This window comes from Xanthomonas sp. WHRI 7065 (assembly GCF_040203115.2).
Classification (GTDB): Bacteria; Pseudomonadota; Gammaproteobacteria; order Xanthomonadales; family Xanthomonadaceae; genus Xanthomonas; species Xanthomonas arboricola.
In genome coordinates, this window is the sequence record NZ_CP168194.1 from 1,691,070 (window position 1) to 1,710,715 (window position 19,646).

Annotated in this window: 16 protein-coding genes; 1 reads left to right on the forward strand and 15 read right to left on the reverse strand. The window is 66.4% G+C overall.

What is annotated here, in order from left to right:
- Positions 1-20 precede the first annotated feature (20 nt).
- The 6 genes from dnaE to lpxD all read right to left on the reverse strand — a co-directional run bounded on the left by dnaE (position 21) and on the right by lpxD (position 8,217).
- Positions 21-3,608, reverse strand: coding sequence for a DNA polymerase III subunit alpha (gene dnaE / locus ABQY64_RS07305; protein WP_102596364.1), 3,588 nt, complete (start codon positions 3,606-3,608; stop codon positions 21-23).
- Between the two features lie 287 nt (positions 3,609-3,895).
- Positions 3,896-4,618, reverse strand: a complete 723-nt coding sequence (locus ABQY64_RS07310; protein WP_238150300.1) for a ribonuclease HII — start codon at positions 4,616-4,618, stop codon at positions 3,896-3,898.
- Positions 4,615-5,934 (reverse strand): lipid-A-disaccharide synthase, encoded by a 1,320-nt coding sequence (lpxB, locus tag ABQY64_RS07315; protein WP_349780603.1) that lies wholly within the window; start codon positions 5,932-5,934, stop codon positions 4,615-4,617. The genes ABQY64_RS07310 and lpxB overlap by 4 nt, the downstream gene beginning before the upstream one ends.
- A complete protein-coding gene (lpxA, locus tag ABQY64_RS07320) occupies positions 5,931-6,722 on the reverse strand; it encodes an acyl-ACP--UDP-N-acetylglucosamine O-acyltransferase (RefSeq protein ID WP_024940381.1) in 792 nt (263 codons plus the stop codon). Before lpxA ends, lpxB begins: the two co-directional genes overlap by 4 nt.
- Positions 6,723-6,745: 23 nt before the next feature.
- Complete coding sequence (gene fabZ, locus ABQY64_RS07325) at positions 6,746-7,207, reverse strand: 3-hydroxyacyl-ACP dehydratase FabZ (RefSeq protein WP_016902400.1); 462 nt, start codon at positions 7,205-7,207, stop codon at positions 6,746-6,748.
- A complete protein-coding gene (gene lpxD, locus ABQY64_RS07330) occupies positions 7,204-8,217 on the reverse strand; it encodes a UDP-3-O-(3-hydroxymyristoyl)glucosamine N-acyltransferase (RefSeq protein ID WP_349780604.1) in 1,014 nt (337 codons plus the stop codon). The genes fabZ and lpxD overlap by 4 nt, the downstream gene beginning before the upstream one ends.
- A gap of 128 nt (positions 8,218-8,345) precedes the next feature.
- Here lpxD and ABQY64_RS07335 point away from each other — a divergent pair, with 128 nt between their 5' ends.
- The gene (locus tag ABQY64_RS07335; RefSeq protein ID WP_039520286.1) at positions 8,346-8,540 is read left to right on the forward strand and encodes a hypothetical protein; all 195 of its coding nucleotides are present in this window, start codon (positions 8,346-8,348) and stop codon (positions 8,538-8,540) included.
- 72 nt (positions 8,541-8,612) lie between these two features.
- Here ABQY64_RS07335 and bamA read toward each other — a convergent pair whose 3' ends face one another.
- The 9 genes from bamA to tsf form a co-directional block, all read right to left on the reverse strand.
- Positions 8,613-10,979, reverse strand: a complete 2,367-nt coding sequence (bamA, locus tag ABQY64_RS07340) for an outer membrane protein assembly factor BamA (RefSeq protein WP_349780605.1) — start codon at positions 10,977-10,979, stop codon at positions 8,613-8,615.
- Between the two features lie 83 nt (positions 10,980-11,062).
- Positions 11,063-12,409, reverse strand: coding sequence for an RIP metalloprotease RseP (gene rseP, locus ABQY64_RS07345; RefSeq protein WP_349780606.1), 1,347 nt, complete (start codon positions 12,407-12,409; stop codon positions 11,063-11,065).
- Between the two features lie 26 nt (positions 12,410-12,435).
- Positions 12,436-13,626, reverse strand: a complete 1,191-nt coding sequence (locus ABQY64_RS07350) for a 1-deoxy-D-xylulose-5-phosphate reductoisomerase (protein WP_349780607.1) — start codon at positions 13,624-13,626, stop codon at positions 12,436-12,438.
- 2 nt (positions 13,627-13,628) lie between these two features.
- Positions 13,629-14,456, reverse strand: coding sequence for a phosphatidate cytidylyltransferase (locus tag ABQY64_RS07355; RefSeq protein WP_349780608.1), 828 nt, complete (start codon positions 14,454-14,456; stop codon positions 13,629-13,631).
- Positions 14,453-15,214 (reverse strand): polyprenyl diphosphate synthase, encoded by a 762-nt coding sequence (uppS, locus tag ABQY64_RS07360; RefSeq protein WP_039520301.1) that lies wholly within the window; start codon positions 15,212-15,214, stop codon positions 14,453-14,455. Before uppS ends, ABQY64_RS07355 begins: the two co-directional genes overlap by 4 nt.
- 17 nt (positions 15,215-15,231) lie before the next feature.
- Complete coding sequence (gene frr / locus ABQY64_RS07365; RefSeq protein WP_016902392.1) at positions 15,232-15,789, reverse strand: ribosome recycling factor; 558 nt, start codon at positions 15,787-15,789, stop codon at positions 15,232-15,234.
- A gap of 185 nt (positions 15,790-15,974) precedes the next feature.
- Positions 15,975-16,697, reverse strand: coding sequence for a UMP kinase (gene pyrH / locus ABQY64_RS07370; RefSeq protein WP_039520304.1), 723 nt, complete (start codon positions 16,695-16,697; stop codon positions 15,975-15,977).
- Positions 16,698-16,803: 106 nt separating this feature from the next.
- Positions 16,804-18,327: a GGDEF domain-containing protein gene (locus tag ABQY64_RS07375; RefSeq protein WP_349780609.1), complete on the reverse strand. Its 1,524-nt coding sequence runs from the start codon at positions 18,325-18,327 to the stop codon at positions 16,804-16,806.
- Positions 18,328-18,609: 282 nt separating this feature from the next.
- Positions 18,610-19,488 (reverse strand): translation elongation factor Ts, encoded by an 879-nt coding sequence (tsf, locus tag ABQY64_RS07380; protein ID WP_016902389.1) that lies wholly within the window; start codon positions 19,486-19,488, stop codon positions 18,610-18,612.
- Positions 19,489-19,646 lie beyond the last annotated feature (158 nt).

The window sequence follows — 19,646 nt, forward strand, 5'->3', positions numbered from 1 at the left end:
GAATGCCCAATCCCCGCCCCTCAAGCCCACGGAGGGCTGTACTTGATCTTCAAGGTCCGCACCGCGGGGTCGGCGCGCAGGCTGTCCATCAGCTGCTGGTCGATCCGCACCGAGTGGCTGCCGTTGAGATCGAGCATGCCGGCCACGCCGCCGGTCGGGGCGCGTAGCAGCAGGTCCAGGCGCAGTGGGGTCTTGCCGGGGCGGTGCTTGGCCAGCAGCGCGTCGATGCGCTTCCAGGCTTGTTTCTCGCGCAGGTCCAGGCGCAGCGACAGGCGCTGTGCGTGGTCGGCGCAGATCTGTTCGTAATCCCAGCATTGGCGGATGCGCAGGCTGTAGCCGCCGTTGAATTCGTCCTCGCGCAGGCCGCCCTTGACGATCAGGATGCGGTCGCGGGTGAGCAGATGCCCGAACTCGGCCATCGCATCGGAGAACGCGCTGCATTCGACCCGGCCACGGCCGTCTTCGAGCTGCACGAACACCTGGCTGTCGCCCTTGCGCCGCACGCCGATCACCTGGCCGGCCAGGATTGCGCTGACTTCCGGGCGCCAGGCGCGTTTCTCGCCATCGCCGCCACCGCCGCCGCCACGTTGTTGCGAGGCGAGGATCTTCTCCAGCGCGCCCAGGTCGCAGCCGACCAGCTCGCGCACTTCGTCGCGGTGCGGGTCGAACGGGTGACCGCTGAGATAGAAGCCCAGCGTTTCGCGCTCGCCGGTGAGCAACTGGCCCAGCGGCCATTCCTTGCTTTCGGGCAGGTCCAGACGCAGCGCCGGCGCGCTCGGGTCCGGCCCGCCGAACAGCGAGTTCTGGCCCGAGGCGCGTTCGCGCGCCAGCTGCTCGGTGGCCTTGACCACTTCCGGCAGCTGCAGCATCAGCGAGGCGCGGTTCTTGCCCAGCCCGTCCATCGCGCCGGCGTTGATCATCGCTTCCAGCGTGCGCCGGTTGAGCTTGGCGGTGCCCACACGCGTGCAGAAATCCAGCAAGGTGGTGTAGGGGCCGCCGCGCTGACGTTCTTCGACGATCGCCTCGCAGGCGCCCTGGCCGACGCCCTTGATCGCGCCCAGGCCGTACTGGATGGTGTCCGGGCTGGCGGCCTCGAACATGTAGGCCGACTCGTTGACGCGCGGTGGCTTGACGGTCAGGCCGAGATTGCGCACCTCGTCGAGAAAGCCCACCACCTTGTCGGTGTTGTCCATGTCCGAGGACAGCGTCGCGGCCATGAACTCGGCCGGGTAATGCCGTTTCAGCCATGCGGTCTGGTAGCTGACCAGCGCGTAGGCGGCGGCGTGCGACTTGTTGAAGCCGTAGCCGGCGAACTTCTCCATCAGGTCGAAGATTTCGTCGGCCTTGGCCGCGCTCACTCCGCCCTTGGCCGCGCCTTCGCGGAAGATCTCGCGGTGCTTGGCCATTTCGGCCGGCACCTTCTTGCCCATCGCGCGGCGCAGCAGGTCGGCGCCGCCCAGCGAATAATCGCCGACGATCTGCGCCATCTGCATCACCTGCTCCTGGTACACCATGATGCCGTAGGTGTCCTTGAGGATGACTTCGGTGCGCGGATCCGGGTAGATGATCTCCTGCTGGCCGTGCTTACGCGCGTTGAAGTCCGGGATCAGGTCCATCGGGCCGGGGCGGTACAGCGACACCAGCGCGATCAGGTCTTCGAAACGGTCCGGGCGCGCGTCCTTGAGCAGGCGGCGCATGCCCGACGATTCGAACTGGAACACCGCGCCGGTATTGCCCGAGGCGAACACGCCCTTGTAGGTGGGGGCATCGTCGAGCGGAATGGCGCTGATGTCGACCGGGTCGATGCCGGCGCGTGCGTGGCGCACGTTGATCGCCTTGACCGCCCAGTCGATGATGGTCAGCGTGCGCAGGCCGAGGAAGTCGAACTTGACCAGGCCGACCGCTTCGACGTCGTCCTTGTCGAACTGGGTGACCTGGTTCTTGCCGCGCCCGTCCTGGTCGTGTTCGGCGAACAGCGGGCAGAACTCGGAGAGCGGCTCGGGCGCGATCACCACGCCGCCGGCGTGCTTGCCGGCGTTGCGGGTGAGGTCCTCGAGCTGACGGGCCAGATCCATCAGGTCGCGCACGTCGTCTTCGACCTGATAGCGCTGGATCAGGTCCGGCGAGGCCATCTCCGAGTCCTTGCCTTCGCCCATCGCATCCTTGAGCGTGATGCCCAGGATGTTGGGAATCAGCTTGGCGACGCTGTCGACCAGGCCGTAGCTGAAGCCGAGCACGCGCCCGGCGTCGCGCACCACCGCCTTGGCCGCCATGGTGCCGTAGGTGATGATCTGGCTGACCCGTTCGCGCCCGTACTTGCGCGCCACGTAGTCGATCACCTCGTCGCGCCGATCCATGCAGAAGTCGATGTCGAAGTCGGGCATCGACACGCGTTCCGGGTTGAGGAAGCGCTCGAACAGCAGGTTGTACGGCAGCGGATCCAGATCGGTGATCTGCAGCGCCCACGCCACCAGCGAGCCGGCACCGGAACCGCGGCCCGGGCCGATCGGAATGCCCTGGTTCTTGCCCCACTGGATGAAGTCGGCCACGATCAGGAAGTAGCCGGGGAAGCCCATCTTGATGATGGTGTCCAGCTCGAATTCCAGCCGGTCGACATAGTCCTGGCGGGTCTTGCCGGGCGCGATCGGGTTCTTTTCCAGGCGCGCGGCCAGGCCATCGCGCGACTGGCTGCGGATCCAGCTGTCCAGCGTCTCGTCTTCCGGCACCGGGTAGGCGGGCAGGAAGTAGGTGCCCAGGCGCATCTCGATGTTGCAGCGCTGCGCCAGCGCCAGCGTGTTGTCGATCGCGTCGGGCACGTCGGCGAACAGCGCGGCCATTTCGTCGCCGGACTTCAGGTACTGCTGGTCGCTGTACTCGCGCGGGCGTTTGGGATCGTCGAGCACGCGGCCGGAGGAAATGCATACCCGCGCCTCGTGCGCATTGAAGTCGCTGGCGTACAGGAAGCGCACATCGTTGCTGGCCACCACCGGCAGACCGCGCACGCCGGCCGCATGCAGCGCGAACTGGTTGAAGCGTTCCTCGCCCTCGCGCCCGGTGCGGGTCAGTTCCAGGTGCAGGCCGTCGCCGAACACGCGCTGCCAGTCGGCCAGCTGCTGCTCGGCCAGGTCGGCGCGGCCTTCGCCGAACAGGCGCCCGGCCAGGCTGTCGCGCCCGGCCAGGGCGAACAGGTTGGCGTGGCCGCTCTGCAGCCACTCCGGGTGGATCGCCACGCCGCCTTCGGGGCGGTGGCCTTCCATCCAGGCGCGGGTCAGCAGGCGCGACAGGCTCAGGTAGCCTTCGCGGTCGCGGCACAGCAGGGTCATGCGCCAGGGCGTCATGTCCGGGGTGGCGATCATCACGTCGGCGCCGGCGATCGGCTTGATGCCCACGCCTTCGGCGGCCTTGTAGAACTTGACCAGCGCGAACAGGTTGTTGAGGTCGGTGACCGCCAGCGCGGGCATGTCGAGTTCGACCGCGCGGCTCAGCAGGTTGGCCTGCTTGGCCTTTTTCGGGTCAGCCTGATCCGGTTTCTCGGGCACACGGATGGTGGAATCCGCCAGCGAGAACTCGGTGTGGACGTGCAGATGGACGAAGCGGGAAGTGGACATGCGAGACCGGAATAATGCGTGGTCAGGGTAGCGAGCGTGGTCGGGTCGAACAAGGCTTGACAGCGCCGGCGCAGGGCCGCGGCCAGCTGCCACGGGGGCTGGGCGGTGCGGCCGATTCAGGCTTCGGCTAGCTGCGCGCAGCGCGACGGCGGCGATTGCGCGGATCGGCAGGCGTGCGGGGCTGTGGGTGCGGGACGCGATGCTCCAGGCCATGGCCGCAGCGGCGGCATGCGCGCCAAGCGATGGAGGACGCCATTACTGTTCCGGTTCGCCTGGAGGGCGGTCGGTCAGTCGGCCAGCAGCAGGTCATCGGCCGGGGCCGCGCAGGGCACGTCCCACGGCGACTGCGTCGCCTCGATGCCCAACGCACGCCGCACCGGGGCGAAGCTGCGGCGGTGCTGCGGGCACGGTCCGTGGCTGCGCAGCGCGGCCAGATGCACCGGCGTGGCATAGCCCTTGTGCTGGTCGAAGCGGTATTCCGGGTGCTGGGCGTGCAGCTCGTGCATCAGGCGGTCGCGGGTGACCTTGGCCACGATCGAGGCGGCCATGATGGCGCGATCGAGCGCATCGCCGCCGATCAAGGCCTCGGCCGGGCAGGGCAGGCCCTTGGGCACCCGGTTGCCGTCGATGCGCGCAAACCCGGCCACATGCGCCACGCCCTCCACCGCACGCCGCATGCCCAGCATGGTCGCCTGGTAGATGTTGATGCGGTCGATCTCCTCGCTGTCGATCAGCACTACCGACCACGCCAGCGCCCGCTCGACGATGCGCGCATATAACTGCTCGCGCCGCTGCGCGCTCAGCTGCTTGGAATCGTCCAGCCCGTTGATGCGCGGCTTGCTCGGGTCGAACACCACGGCAGCCACCGCCACCGGCCCGGCAAGCGGGCCGCGGCCCGCTTCGTCGACACCGGCGATCAGACGCCGGGATTCGGCATTGGGGATTTGGGATTGGCCGAACAAGGGCGACTGGCGCGCCTCGGCTTGAGCGCCCGCAGCGATGATCTTCACGCTTTTGCTCCTGCCGAATCCCCACTCCCCACTCCCGAACCCCGGCCCTCCAGCAACCCAGCCACCGCATCGGCCGCGCGTGCCGATGCGTCGCGGCGCAGTTCGGCGTGCAGGGCGAGGTAGCGCGGTTGCAGGGCGGCGACTTTTTCCGGGTGCTTGAACCAGTCCAGCAGGGCCACGCACAGCCGTTCCGGGGTGCAGTCGTCCTGCATCAGCTCGGGGGCGAGGTCGTCGTTGGCCAGGATGTTGGGTAGCGCGTAGCGGTTGACCTTGAGCAGGCCCAGCGTCCTGACGATGCGGTAGGTGAGCGGGGCGACCTTGTAGCCAACCACCATCGGGCGCTTGACCAGCATCGCCTCCAGCGTGGCGGTGCCCGACGCCAGCAGCACCACGTCGGCGGCCAGCATCGCGGTGCGCGCCTGGCCATCGAGCAGGTGCGAACGCAGCACCGGCAGCGACGACCGCGACAATTGTTCGGCCAGCAGCTGCTTGCAGCCGGGGTTGGCCGCGGGAACCAGCACGTGCAGGTTGGGCAGGTGCTCGGACACCAGCCAGGCGGCCTGGAAGAAGGTATCGCCGAGCTTGCTGATTTCGCCATGGCGGCTACCGGGCAACACCGCCAGCACGGTGCTGGACGCGGACAGGCCCAGCTTGGCGCGCGCGGCCTCGCGATCGGCCTGGTAGGCGATGTCGTCGGCCATCGGGTGGCCGACAAAGCGCGCATCGATGCCGTGCCTGGCATAGATCGGCGGCTCCATCGGAAACAGGCACAGCACCAAGTCGGCGCTGGCGCCGATCTTTTCCGCACGCTTCTCGCGCCAGGCCCAGACCGACGGGCTGACGTAATGCACGGTACGCACGCCGCGCTGCTTGAGCCAGCGCTCGACCGACAGATTGAAATCGGGTGCGTCGATGCCGATGAACACGTCCGGCTTCCACGCCAGCACCCGCTCCCGGAAGGCGCGGCGCAGCTTCAACAGCCGCGGCAGATGCTGCAGCACTTCGGTCAGCCCCATCACCGCCAGCTCGCTGGCATCGAACCAGGTCTGGCAGCCGGCACCGCGCATCGCATCGCCACCGATGCCGACGAATTCGGCGCCCGGATAGCGGCGACGCAGCTGGTCGATCAGACCCGCACCCAGGATGTCGCCGGAGGCTTCGCCGGCGATCAGTGCGATGCGCGGGGCGCGCGTTTGCGCGCTGGGAATCGGGAGTGGGGAATGGGGAATCGGAAGTGCTGGCGATGGACCGGCGGCAGGCGCGTCCGCATGCGCGCCTGCATCGATTCCCGATTCCCGATTCCCGATTCCCGTCATCGCAACAACGGCCTTTCCGCCGCCTCGATGAACTCGAGTAGTCCGCGCACGTCTTCGCTGCTCTTGGCCTGTTCGGCCAGCTGCAGTTTGGCTTCGGCCAGCGGCAGGCCGGCGACGTACAGCGTGCGGTAGGCGCGCTTGATCGCGGTGATGCGCTCGGCATCGAAGCCGCGCCGCTTGAGCCCTTCGCTGTTGATGCCGCGCGGGCGGCCCAGCGATTCGCTGCCGACCATGGTGAACGGCGGCACGTCGCCATTGGTCAGCGCGCCCATGCCCAGGAAGGCGTGCGCGCCGATCCGGCAGAACTGATGCGCGCCGGCAAAGCCGCTGATGATCACGTAGTCGCCCACGGTGACATGGCCGGCCAGCGTGGTGTTGTTGGAGAACACGCAGTGGTTGCCGACATGGCAGTCGTGCGCCACATGCGTGTAGGCCAGCATCCAGTTGTCGTCGCCGACCACGGTGATGCCGCCACCGCCGCCGGTGCCGCGATTGATGGTGACGAATTCGCGGATCACATTGCCGTCGCCGATCACCAGTTCGGTGCGCTCGCCGGCGTACTTCTTGTCCTGCGGTTCGCCGCCGATCGCGGCGTGGCCGATGAAGCGGTTGTTGCGGCCGATCCGGGTCGGGCCGTGGATCGAGCAATGCGGCCCCACCTCGGTGCCCGCATCGATCTGCACATCGGCGCCGATCAGCGAAAACGCGCCCACGCGCACATCGCTGGCCAGTTGCGCCGACGGATCGATGACGGCGGTGGGATGAATCAAGGGTGCTTGATCACGCATCGTGTCTCACCTCCAAAAACGGGTTATTCCTTGGCGCCGGCGCACATGACTTCGGCACTGGCCACGACTTCGCCGTTGACCTTGGCCTCGCCGTAATAGCACCCCATGTTGCGGATCAGACGCTTCATCTGCACTTCCAGCATCAGCACGTCGCCCGGCACCACCTGCTTGTTGAAGCGGGCATTGTCGACCTTGACCATGTAGAACAGCTTGGACAGCGCGTCGCGTCCCAGGCCGAGCTGGGTCATCACGCCACCGGCCTGCGCCAATGCCTCGATGATCAGCACGCCGGGCATCACCGGGCGGGTGGGGAAATGGCCCTGAAAAAATGGCTCGTTGATGCTGACGTTCTTCTGCCCGACGATGCGCTTGGCATCCAGGTCGAGCTCGATGACCCTGTCGATCAGCAGGAACGGATAGCGGTGCGGGATCAGCGTCTGGATCTGGTTGACGTCGATCGGCAGCTCGTAAGTGGGGTGACTCATTCTTTCTCCTTGCCCACAGCCAGGATGCGCCTTGCCAGCACATCGAGTTGTTTGAAGCGCGCGGCATTCTTGCGCCACGTGCGATTGTCGGTGAGAGGGGTGCCGGACGAATACTCGCCCGGCTCATGGATGGAATTGCGTACCACCGACTTGCCGGTGATCACCACCTTGTCGCAGATCTCCAGATGCCCGACCACGCCGACATGCCCGCCGAGCAGGCAGTAACGGCCGATCTTGGCGCTGCCGGCGATCCCGGTGCAGCCGGCGATGGCGCTATGTGCGCCGATGTGGCAGTTGTGTGCGATCTGCACCAGGTTATCCACGCGCACGTCCTCTTCCAGCACGGTGTCTTCCAGCGCGCCGCGGTCGATGCAGGTGTTGGCGCCGATCTCGCAGTCGTCGCCGATCACCACGCCGCCCAGTTGCGGGACCTTGATCCAGTGCCCGGCATCCATCGCCAGGCCGAAGCCGTCGGCGCCGATCACCGCACCGGGATGGATACGCACGCGCTTGCCCAGGCGCACCCGGGTGACCAGGGTGACGCGGGCGAGCAGCTCGCTGCCCTCATCGACCACGCAGTCCTCGCCGATGATGCTGCCGGTGCCGATCACGCAGCCATCGCCCACGCGGCTGCGCGCACTGATACTGACGAACGGGCCGACGTGGGCGTTCGGCGAAACCTGTGCGCTGGGATCGATCACCGCGGAAGGGTGGATCCCCGGTTCGCGCACCGGCGCCACATCGAACAAGGCCGCGATCTTGGCGAACGCTGTATAGGGATCCTTGGCCACCAGCGCGGTGCCGCGTGCATCCGCCGCATCGTCGGCGCGCAGAACCACCACGGCCGCCTGGCTCTGGCCTAGCTGCGGCCGGTAGCGCGGATTGGACAGGAAGCTCAGCTGCCCGGCGCCGGCATGCGCCAGGGTGGCGACGCCACTGACTTCGATGGCGCCATCGCCGACGACGGTCAACCCAAATTGTTCGGCAATCGCACTGGCGGTCAAGCGCATCAGGGTGAACCTCTTGTAAATGTGGGAGCGCCGCTTTAACGGGGAAAAAACACCATTAAACAGTTCCCAACAAAGCCTGCGTATCTAGGGTCCTGTCGCAATCAAGCGGCGAATCCAGGAGCAAGCATATGAAAACCGTTCTTTCCATCCTTGGTGGTCTGGTCATGATGGGCGCGGTCGCGAGTGCATCGGCCCAGACCTTCGATATCGATCAGGGCAAGGCCACTGGTCAGCAGCAACTGCAGTGTCTCAGCCTGCCTGCCGGCGAAATCGCCAGCTGCCTGTCCAACACCGTTTCCACCTGGTTCGACAGCTGGTTCTGACCGGCCGACATCCCACCGGCGATACACGGGCGGCCCGCACACGCGGGCCGCCTTTTTTGTTGCCGTTGGCTGTTAGAACTGGCCGCCGAAGGTGAACTGCAGACGTTCGATCTCGTCGTTGTCTTCCTTCTTCAGCGGGAACGCGTAGCTGATCGAGATGGGGCCGACCGGTGCGCGCCACAACAGCGCCACGCCGGTGGACGCACGCAGCTCGTTGGCTTTGAAGTTGTCCACGCCGTCGTAGACGTTACCGAAGTCGAAGAACGCCGACACGCGGGCCGACGGGCTGTCGAACAGCTTGGGGAAATACATTTCCACCGAACCGACGGTCTTGAACGAACCACCCAGCGGCTGGCCGCGCGTGTAATTGAAGGTCTGTTCCGAACGCGGACCCAGCGTGTTGTCTTCGAAGCCGCGCACCGAATTGGTGCCGCCGGCGTAGAAGTTCTCGTAGAACGGCAAGCCGGTGGCGGTGACCGTGCGCGTCGACCCGTCCGGATTGGTCAGCACGCGCGAGCTGTCGTTGCCGTAGCTGTCGCCATAACCCAGCTCGAAGCGCGTGTTCAACACGATCGCCGGGATGATCGGCCAGTAGTTGGAGATCTGGTAATTGAGCTTGTAGTACTCGACCGTGGAGCCGGGCAGGGTGGTCTCCAGGCCGACGCGCTGGTACATGCCGCGGGTCGGCATGAAGAAGTCGTTGCGGGTGTCGCGTGCCCAGCCCAGCTCGGTGCGCCAGGCATGGAAGGTGCGTGTACCGACCGCATCGATGTAGTCGATGATCGCCTGTGGGGTCTGGCCCTGGAACGTATTGATCTGGTTGCTGTCGATGCCGACCATCGCTGAGACGGTGTCGTTCTCGGTGATCGGCACGCCGAACACCACCTGCGCCGAACCATTCTTGCTGTTGTACTGCGCGGTGTTGAAGTCCGAGTAGTCCAGCGAGCGCCACGATAGGTTGTAGCCCAGCGACACGCCGTCGTCGGTAAAGAACGGGTTGGTGTAGGAGAACGCGTAGCGCTGCTGGTAGCTGCTGCGCGAGGCCTCCACCGCCACCCGGTTACCGCCGCCCAGGAAGTTGTTCTGCGACAACTGCACCGAGGTGGTCACACCGAAGCTCTGCGAGTAGCCGAGGCCGAACACGAAGCTGCCGGAGGTGGTTTCCTTGACGTTGTAGACCACGTCGACCTGGTCGTTGCTGCCCGGCACCGCCGGCGTTTCCACGTCCACGCTCTCGAAGTAGCCCAGGCGTTGCAGACGGATCTTGGAACGGTCGATCGCCGCCTGCGAGTACCAGGTATTTTCGAACTGGCGCATTTCGCGGCGCAACACCTCATCGGAGGTGCGGCTGTTGCCCTTGTACAGGATGCGACGCACGGTCACGCGCGGGCCCGGCACCACCTGCAGGTTCACCGCAACGGTGCGGTCCTCGCGGTTCGGGGTCGGCAGCGGGTTGACCTTGGCGAACGCGTAACCGACGTTGCTCAGCGTGTTGGTGATCGCATCGGAGGTGTACTCCAGCAGCGCACGCGAGAAGATGTCGCCGGCCTTGGGGATGACCAGGCGCTCGATGTCTGCCTGTGGCAGCACGGTGTCGCCGGTGACCTTGATCTCGGAAATCTTGTACTGCTCGCCCTCGGTGACGCCAGCGCTGACGAACATGTCGCGCTTGTCGGGGCTGATCGACACCTGGGTGGAGTCGATGCTGAAGTCCACGTAGCCGCGGTCCAGGTACCAGGAGTTGAGCTTCTCCAGATCGCCGGACATCTTTTCCTTGGAGTACTGGTCGTCGCGGCGGTACCACGAGGCCCAGTTGTGCTCCTTGGATTCCCAGTTCTCCAGGATGTCCTCGTTGGCGAACTTCTCGGTGCCGATCAGGTTGACGTGGCGGATCTTGGCCGCCTTGCCTTCCTTGATCGCGATCGCCACATCCACGCGGTTACGGTCCAGCGGGCTCACCGTCGGGGTGATCTCGACGTTGTACTTGCCGCGGTTGTTGTACTGGCGGGTCAGTTCCTGGGTCACGCGGTCCAGGCTCAGGCGATCGAAGGTGCCGCCTTCGGTCAGGCCGATGTCGCCCAGGCCCTTGAGCAGTTCCTCGGACTTGATGTCCTTGTTGCCGGTTACGGTGAGCTTGTTGATCGCCGGACGTTCCTTCACGGTGATCACCAGGATGTTGCCCTGGCGATCCAGCTGCACATCCTCGAAGAAGCCGGTGCGGTACAGCGCACGGATCGAGTCGGCGACCTTGGCATCGTCCACGGTGTCGCCGCGGTTCACCGGCAGATAGGTGAACACGGTGCCGGAGGCAATGCGCTGCAGGCCGTCGACGCGGATGTCGCTGGCAACGAACGGCTCTGCGGCCAGGGCAACGACTGGCAGGCTGAGGCCGGCGGCAAGAGCGAGGGCAAGCAGGCGGCGAGTGGGAAGACGCGTCATGTCACATCCGGTTGGAGTCGATTTCGGGTGTTGCTGGATGCCGACGTATGACGACGACAACAGGCGGAAAGAGTGGAGCAGCTTCATCGTGGAACCAGGCCGAGGATGTCGTTGTAGAACGCCAGTCCCATCAGCCCGGCCAGGACCGCCAGGCCGACATATTGCCCGGCAATCATGGCCCGTTCGCTGATCGGGCTGCCCTTGACCAACTCGGTAAGGTAATACAGCAGATGCCCACCGTCCAAGATCGGGATCGGCATCAGGTTGATGATCGCCAGGCTGAGCGACAGCAATCCGAGGAAATACAGGAACCAGTCGAGCCCGCGTTCGGCCGATGCGTTGGCTGCGCGCGCAATCGTGACCGGCCCGGAGATGTTCTTGACCGAGGCCTGGCCGGTCAGCATGCGCTTCATCATGCCCAGCGAATCGGCGGTCATCCGGCCGGTTTCACGGATCGCCGCCGGCACCGCGGCGAACACGCCATACTGCTGGCGGCTGTCGTAGGCTGGCGCCTGCGCTGCCGCAAACCCCACCCCCAGCAGCCACTGGCCCTGCGGCGACCGGCGCGGGGCGATTTCCAGCGCCAGCCGGTCTTCGCCGCGCGCGACCTCGATCATGCCGGTACCGCCCTGTGCGCCCAGTGCTTGCAGCTGGGCGGGAATCTCGTCGGCCGAGCGGATCGGCTGGCCGTCGATGGCGACAATGCGGTCGCCCGGCTGCAGCAGTCCCTGCGCCGCGGAGCCGGCGACCACCTGGCCCACCACCGGCGGCTGCAGCATGAACTGCCAGCCGATGCCGGCCAGCGAGGCCACGCGGCGCTCGTCAAAGCCGGCCGGCAGCTGCGACAGCCGCAGCGTGTGCTCGCGGTTGCCGGCGCCATCAGTGGCGGTCAGCACGCGGATATCGCGCTTGTCCATGGCTGCGGTGGTGAGCTGCATGCTGGCATCGCTCCAGCTGCTGACATCGCGCCCATCGATGCGCACGATGCGCTCGCCCGGGCTCAGGCCGGCTTCGGCGGCCAGGCCATCGGCGCGGCCGACGGTGGCCGAGTAATCCTGTTTGCCGACCACAAACATCGCCCACAGCATCGCCATGCACAGCAGCAGGTTGGCGATCGGGCCGGCCGCCACGATGGCGATGCGCTGCCACACCGTCTTGCGGTTGAAGGCCTGGTCCTGCTCGGCCGGATGCACGTCGCCTTCGCGCTCGTCGAGCATCCTGACGTAGCCACCGAGCGGGATGGCCGCCACCACGAACTCGGTGCCGTGACGGTCGCGCCGCATCCACAACGGTTTGCCGAAGCCCACCGAAAAGCGCAGCACCTTGACGCCGCAGCGGCGCGCGACCCAGAAGTGGCCGAATTCGTGGAAGGTCACCAACACGCCCAGGCTGACGATCATCCACCAGACCGAACCGATGAAATCACCCATGGATGCAACTCGTCTGCGTAAATCGATCAGGCATGAAGGCTGTGATGGGCGAGGGCGCGTTCGGTGATCTGCCGCGCTTGCGCATCGGCAGAAAGCAGGGTGTCGAGGGAGTCGGCATTGTGCCGTGGGAGCGTTGTCAGTGTGTGTTCGACCAACGCGGGAATCGCTAGGAAACCCACCTGGCCCTGAAGAAACGCTGAAACAGCCACTTCATTGGCCGCGTTCAGGATCGCAGGGGCGGTTCCACCGGCCTCCAGCGCCTCCCAGGCCAGGCGCAGACACGGGAATGCGGCGGTGTCCGGCGCCTCGAAATCCAGCCGACCCTGGGTCAGCAGGTCCAGCCCGGCAACCCCGGACTCGACCCGCTCCGGCCACGCCAGGCCGACCGCCAGCGTGGTGCGCATGTCCGGCAGGCCGAGCTGGGCCAGGGTGGAGCCGTCGACGAATTCCACCAGCGAGTGCACCAGACTCTGCGGGTGCACCAGCACATCGATCTGCGCGCCGGGCAGGCCGAACAGGTGATGCGCTTCGATCACTTCCAGGCCCTTGTTCATCAGCGTCGCCGAATCCACCGAGATCTTCGGCCCCATCGACCATTTGGGATGGGCGACCGCCTGCGCGGGCGTGACGGCGCCCAGCGCGGCGCGGTCCCAGCCGCGGAACGGCCCGCCGGACGCGGTGAGGATCACTCGGCGCACGCCGCGACTGGCGTCGCAGGAACGCAGGCACTGGAAGACGGCGCTGTGTTCGCTGTCGATCGGGATGATCTCGGCGCCGGCCGCCGCCGCGGTGCGGGTCAGCAGCTCGCCGGCCAGTACCAGCGATTCCTTGTTGGCCAGCAGCAGGCGCTTGCCGGCGCGGGCCGCGGCCAGCGTGGACGGCAGGCCTGCCGCTCCCACGATCGCCGCGACCACGGTGTCGCAGGCGTCGCTGGCGGCCAGCGCATCCAGTGCGTCGGAGCCGGCGTGCGCCTGGGTGGCCAATCCGGCCACGCGCAGGCCGTCGCGCAGCGCCGGATACAGCGATGGGTCGGCGATCACCGCATGCGCAGGACGATGGGTGACGCAGAGCGCCAGCAGCTCGTCGACCTTGCTGCCGGCCGACAGCACGCTGGCGCGCAGCCGCTGCGGATGACGGGCGATCACATCCAGTGCCGACGCACCGATCGAGCCGGTGGCGCCGAACACGGCGACCTGACGGAGAGGGGAGCCAGCCATGCCTAGAATCCGAGAATTTCCTTGCCGAGTGCGAACACCGGCAGGGCGGCGAGCACGCCGTCGATACGATCCAGCACGCCGCCATGGCCCGGAATCACTGCACCCGAGTCCTTGGCGCCGGCATGGCGCTTGAGCAGGCTCTCGAACAGATCGCCCAGCACCGAGGCCAGCACCGCCACCGCCGAGACCAGCACCAGCTGCGGCACATGCGCCAGGGTCAGCCCGGCCAGCCAGCCGAATGCGCAGGCGACCACGATGCCGGCGACCATGCCGCCGAGCAGGCCTTCGATGGTCTTGTTGGGGCTGACCCGCGGCGCCAGCTTGTGCTTGCCGAACGCGCGGCCGGCGAAATAGGCGCCCGAATCGGCCGCCCAGACCATGGTCAGCGCGGTCAGCAGCCACAGGTTGCCCTTGTCCGGGTTGGCATGCAGCAGCACCAGCGCGGCCCAGGCCGGCAGGACCGCCAGCGTGCCGGCGGCGAGCTTGAGCGCGCGCGCCTGGCCGTTGCCGTGATCGGCACCGAAGGTGAAAAAGTGCAGCCACAACAACGCCAGCAGCCACCAGACCACCCCCACCAGGGCGGCGATCTGGAACAGCACCATGGAGCCGGCCGAGGCCCACACCATCAGCACCATCAGCAGCAGATTGAGCATCAGCAGCACGGTGCGCGGCAGGCTGTCGTCGATGCCGGAGAGCTTTAGCCACTCCCACAGGCCGGTCAGGAACAGGATCGCCGCCAGCGCCGCCAGCCATTGCGTGGGCAGCAGCACGATCGCGCAAATGGCGAGCGGCGCCATGATCAGCGCGGCAATCACGCGGGTCTTGGTCATGCGGAGGAACTCTCCGTCGCCTTGTCGGCGATCTGGGCGCTGGTCAGGCCGAAGCGACGTTCGCGTCCGGCATAGTCATCCAGTGCCTGCTGCAGCACGCCGGCATCGAACTCCGGCCACAGGGTTTCGGTGAACCACAGCTCGGTATAAGCCAGCTGCCACAGCAGGAAATTGCTGATGCGGGTGTCGCCGCCGGTGCGGATGAACAGGTCCGGCGCCGGCAGATCGGCCAGCGCGACGCGGCTGGCCAGCAGCGCTTCGTCGATCTGCTGCGGCTGCAGGCGGCCGGCGGCCACTTCTTCGGCCAATGCCCGCGCGGCCAGCGCAATGTCCTGGCGGCCGCCATAGCTGGCGGCGATGCTCAGCACCAGCCGCGCATTGGCGGCGGTCATGCGTTCGGCGGCGGCCATGCGCTCGCGCAATGGCGCCGCGAAACGGCTGCGATCGCCGATGAAGCGCACCTGCACACCACGCCGCTGCAGTTCGTCGACCTCGCGATCGAGCGCATGCAGGAACAGCTTCATCAGTGCATCGACTTCCTCCTGCGGGCGGCCCCAGTTTTCACTGGAAAACGCGAACAGGGTGAGCGCCGAAACGCCTTTTTCCAGGCAGAAATCGATGGTGCGATTGACCGCGCGCGCGCCGGCGCGATGACCGATCATGCGCGGACGCCGCCGACGCTGCGCCCAACGCCCGTTGCCATCCATGATGATGGCAATGTGGCGCGGCACGGCGGCAGCGGAAGGTGCTGGATGCATGGCAGGCGATGCCACGATCAGACCGTCATCAGTTCCTGTTCCTTGGCCTTGACGACCTCATCCACATCCTTGATGGCCTTGTCGGTGAGCTTCTGGATGTCGTCTTCGGCGCTGCGCGCCTCGTCTTCGGTAACCGCCTTGTCCTTGAGCAGATCCTTGACCTGCTGGTTGGCATCGCGACGGATGTTGCGGATGGCCACCTTGCTGTCTTCGCCCTCGCCATGCACGGCCTTGCTGAGCTCCTTGCGGCGCTCCTCGGTCAGCGGCGGCAGGTTCAGACGGATCACGGTGCCGACCACGGTCGGGGTCAGGCCCAGATCCGAGGCGTAGATCGCCTTTTCCACGTCCTTGATCATGCCCTTGTCGAACAGGCTGATGACCAGCGAGCGGCCTTCGGAGACGCTGATGCTGGCGACCTGGTTGAGGGGGGTGTCGGTGCCGTAGGCCTTGACCTTGATGCCGTCCAGCAGCGCCGGAGAGGCGCGGCCGGTGCGTACGGTGGTCAGGGAGTGGCGCAGAGCATCGATGCTCTTGGTCATGCGCGTCTGCGCGTCTTGTTTGATCTGGTTGAGCATCGCCGGAATCCGTGTGGAGCTGAATCCGGAGATTATAGCCGGGACTGGGGTTTCACGACTCGCGGGTCGTCAGGACCCGCGCAGCCGGTTCACTTGCCGGCGCCGCTTCCACTGGAGCCGCTTCACCGGCAGGCATCAGCACTGCGCTTTAACGAATCCCCAATCCCGATTCCCGATTCCCGGCCTCAACTCCGACCCTGCACCAACGTGCCGATCTGCTCGCCGTGCAGGATACGCAGCAGCACCCCGGGCTCGCTCATGCCGAAGATACGCAGCGGCAGGTCGCTGTCGCGCGCCAGCGCGAAGGCGGCGGTGTCCATCACTTCCAGGCCCTGCAGGATGACCTGGTCGTAGGTCAGGCTGTCGTAACGCACCGCATCGGGGTGCTTCTTCGGGTCCTTGTCGTACACGCCGTCGACCTTGGTTGCCTTGAGCAGCAGGTCGGCACCGATCTCGATCGCGCGCAGCGCCGCGCCCGAGTCGGTGGTGAAGAACGGGTTGCCGGTGCCGGCGGCGAAGATCGCGATGCGGCCCTTTTCCAGATGGCGGATCGCGCGGCGGCGGATGAAGTCCTCGCAGACATCGTTGATCTTGATCGCGCTCATCACGCGCACCTTGGCGCCGAGCTTTTCCAGCGCGTCCTGCATCGCCAGTGCGTTGATCACGGTGGCCAGCATGCCCATGTGGTCGCCGGTGACGCGGTCCATGCCGCTGGCGGCCAGGCCGGCGCCGCGGAAGATGTTGCCGCCGCCGATCACCAGCGCGACCTGCGCACCGGCCTGCTGGGCTTCGATCACCTCATGGGCGAGGCGATTGATGACCTTGGGATCGATGCCGTAATCCCCGTCTCCCATCAGCGCCTCCCCGGAAAGTTTGAGAAGAATGCGGCGATAGGGAAGTTCAGACATGGGGGAGACCTCGGTGTGGGGGATCGGCAAACGCCGGCAAGTCTAGCGGAAGCCTGTCACCGGGCGTGGTAAAAATTCGGTAGTTGGCGATGCCGTGACGCGTTGCTCAGTGCGCGCGCGGGGGCTGCGGCGTCGGCATGTCGGTCGCATCGTAGGCGGTGACGCGGTTGCGGCCGCGATGTTTGGAGCGATACAGCGTGCTGTCGGCGGCCTGCAGCAGATGCTCGATGCTCTCGAACTGCCGGTCGCCACCGCCGTGGGTGGCCAGTCCCGCCGAGAAGGTGATGTGCAACGGGCCGCCCTGCAGTTGCGCCATCGGCGTGCGTGCGGTCTCGGCCAGGATGCGCTCGACCACCGCCAACGCCGCTTCGGCCGCGGTATTGGGCAATAGCACCAGGAATTCCTCGCCGCCATAGCGGGCCACCAGGTCGCTGGTGCGCACCATGCGCTGCAGCGTCTGCGCGAAGTTGCGCAGCACCTCGTCGCCGATCAGATGGCCATGCGCATCGTTGACGCGCTTGAAGTCGTCCAGATCGATGAAGGCGATCGACAGCGGCCAGTTCTGGCGCGATGCCAGCTCGAACTCATGCGCGAGCGCGGTGCCGAGCTGGTGGCGATTGAATACGCCGGTCAATGCATCGCGGCTGGCCTGTTCGGCCAGATGGCGCATGCGGTTTTCCGATTCGTCGGCATGCCGGCGCGCTTCGGCCACATCCTGCAACTCGCGCAGGCTGCGCAGCATCGCCAGCTCGCGCGCCTGTTCGAAGATCATCTGGATGTGCTCGGGTTGCGGCACGCGGATGTCGAACAGGGCTTCCAGTTCCGGCAGCGATTCGGCGATGCGTTCGATCACCTTTTCGAAGCGTTCGGCATCCAGTTCCAGCACGTCCTGCGCCTGGCGCTGCGCGTGTTCGGTGGCGGCCGCGGCACTGGCCGACAGCCAGATGTCTGCCAGGCGTCCGGACAGCGCGACGCAAGCCATGAACGGCTCCAGGCTGGCGGGCTCTTCCTCGCTCTGCGCGATGGCGTTCTGCAGGTACGGCGGCAACTGCCATTGATGCGCGAGCCAGGCGCCGACTTCGGCATGGTTAGCGCCCAGATGCTCGCGTTCGGCATCGAGCAGGGCGGCGTTGTCGGGCGACTGCTCCAGCAGCGGCGCATATAGCTCGGGCGCGCCCTGCAGCAGGGCGAGCTTGCCGATGTCCTGCAACAGGCCGGCCAGCATGAGTTCTTCGGGTTTGCGGATGCCGTAGGCCTGGCCGAGGATGCGGCTGGCCAGCGCGCACAGGCCGGCGCGGCGCCAGATGCGCTCATGCAGCGGATGCGCGGTGAAGGTGCTGCGTACGCCGTGCACCATCGAAAACCCCAGCGCCAGGCTCAGGGTCGCGTTGAGGCCGAGCATGGTCAGCGCCTGGCCGAGGTTGTCGATGCGGCGGCGGCTGGCGTACAGCGGCGAATTGGCCACCCGCAGCATGCGCGCGCTCAGCGCCATGTCCATGCCGATGAGGTTGGCCGTGGTGGTCATGTCCACATCGGGGTCCTGCGCAAGCTCGATGACGCGCAGCGCAACGCCTGGGGGCGAGGGCAGGTTGCGGCAGTAGTGCAGGGCGGCCTGTAGATCTGGTTGCATGGGTCATCGCCGACGGTGGGCGCAAGCATACCGCTGCGCTCGTTAATGGGGCACGCCAAGCTCTGTCGCCGCCGCGCTGCAGCGCGTGCGTGATGGACGCTGAAAGCCTGGTCGGCATCCAGTTGTAGCGGCAACCATAACGACATCTGTAGAGTTGAGGCCGGTTGCGTGCCCGGCGGATGCGTTCGCTTCAGCTTCGTGCGTCGATTGGCCTGCGCCACAGCGGCTGGCCCAAAAAAAAAGCCGCGGCAAGCCGCGGCTTTCTCTACGCAGTGGCGAGGATCAGGCCAGACCGGCCTGCTTCATCACTTCGGCGGCGTAGTCTTCCACCACCTTCTCGATGCCTTCGCCAACGGCCAGGCGCTGGAAGCCGACCACTTCGGCACCGGCAGCCTTGACGGCCTGCTCGACGGTCTGGTCGGTGTTCAGCACGTACGGCTGGCCGTACAGGGTCACTTCGTTGACGATCTTGCTGATCTTGCCGCTGATGATCTTTTCCAGGATCTCGGCCGGCTTGGCCTTGTCCTTCTCGGACATCTTGGCCAGTTCGATTTCCTTTTCCTTGGCGACGAACTCGGCCGGAACATCGGAGGCCTTGACGTGCGGCGGGTTCATCGCGGCGATGTGCATGGCGATGCCGCGTGCCAGCTCGATGTCGCCACCCTTCAGCTCGACCAGCACGCCGATGCGGCCGCCGTGCACGTAGGCTGCAACGTTGTTGGCGCTGTCGATGCGGACCAGGCGACGCACCTGCAGGTTCTCGCCGACCTTGGCGATGACCGCGGCGCGACGCTCCTCGATGGTCTCGCCGCTGTCGAGCTTGACGCTCTTGAGCGCTTCGGCATCGGCTGCATCCGAGTTCAGCGCGGCGGTGGCCACGGTCTCGGTGAAGGCCAGGAAGTTCTCGTCCTTGGCGACGAAGTCGGTCTCGGAGTTGACTTCGACCAGCACAGCTTTGCCGCCGGCCTGTGCGGTGGCGATGCGGCCTTCGGCGGCAACGCGGTCAGCCTTCTTGTCGGCCTTGGCCAGACCCGACTTGCGCAGCCATTCGGCAGCGGCGTCGATGTCGCCTGCGTTTTCGACGAGTGCCTTTTTGCACTCCATCATGCCGGCGCCGGTGCGCTCGCGCAGTTCCTTGACCAGGGAAGCAGTGATTTCCATGGAATTACCTCATATGGACGAATGCGTGCGGCGGAGTGTTCCGCCAGTAGGAGACGGCGCAGCCAGGCCGGCCGCCCCCGTAGAAATGTTCAGTGGCCTCGGCGACGGGCCGCGCTGGACCCGTCGGGGCTGCGGCCGCACAGCATGGTGCGGCCGCA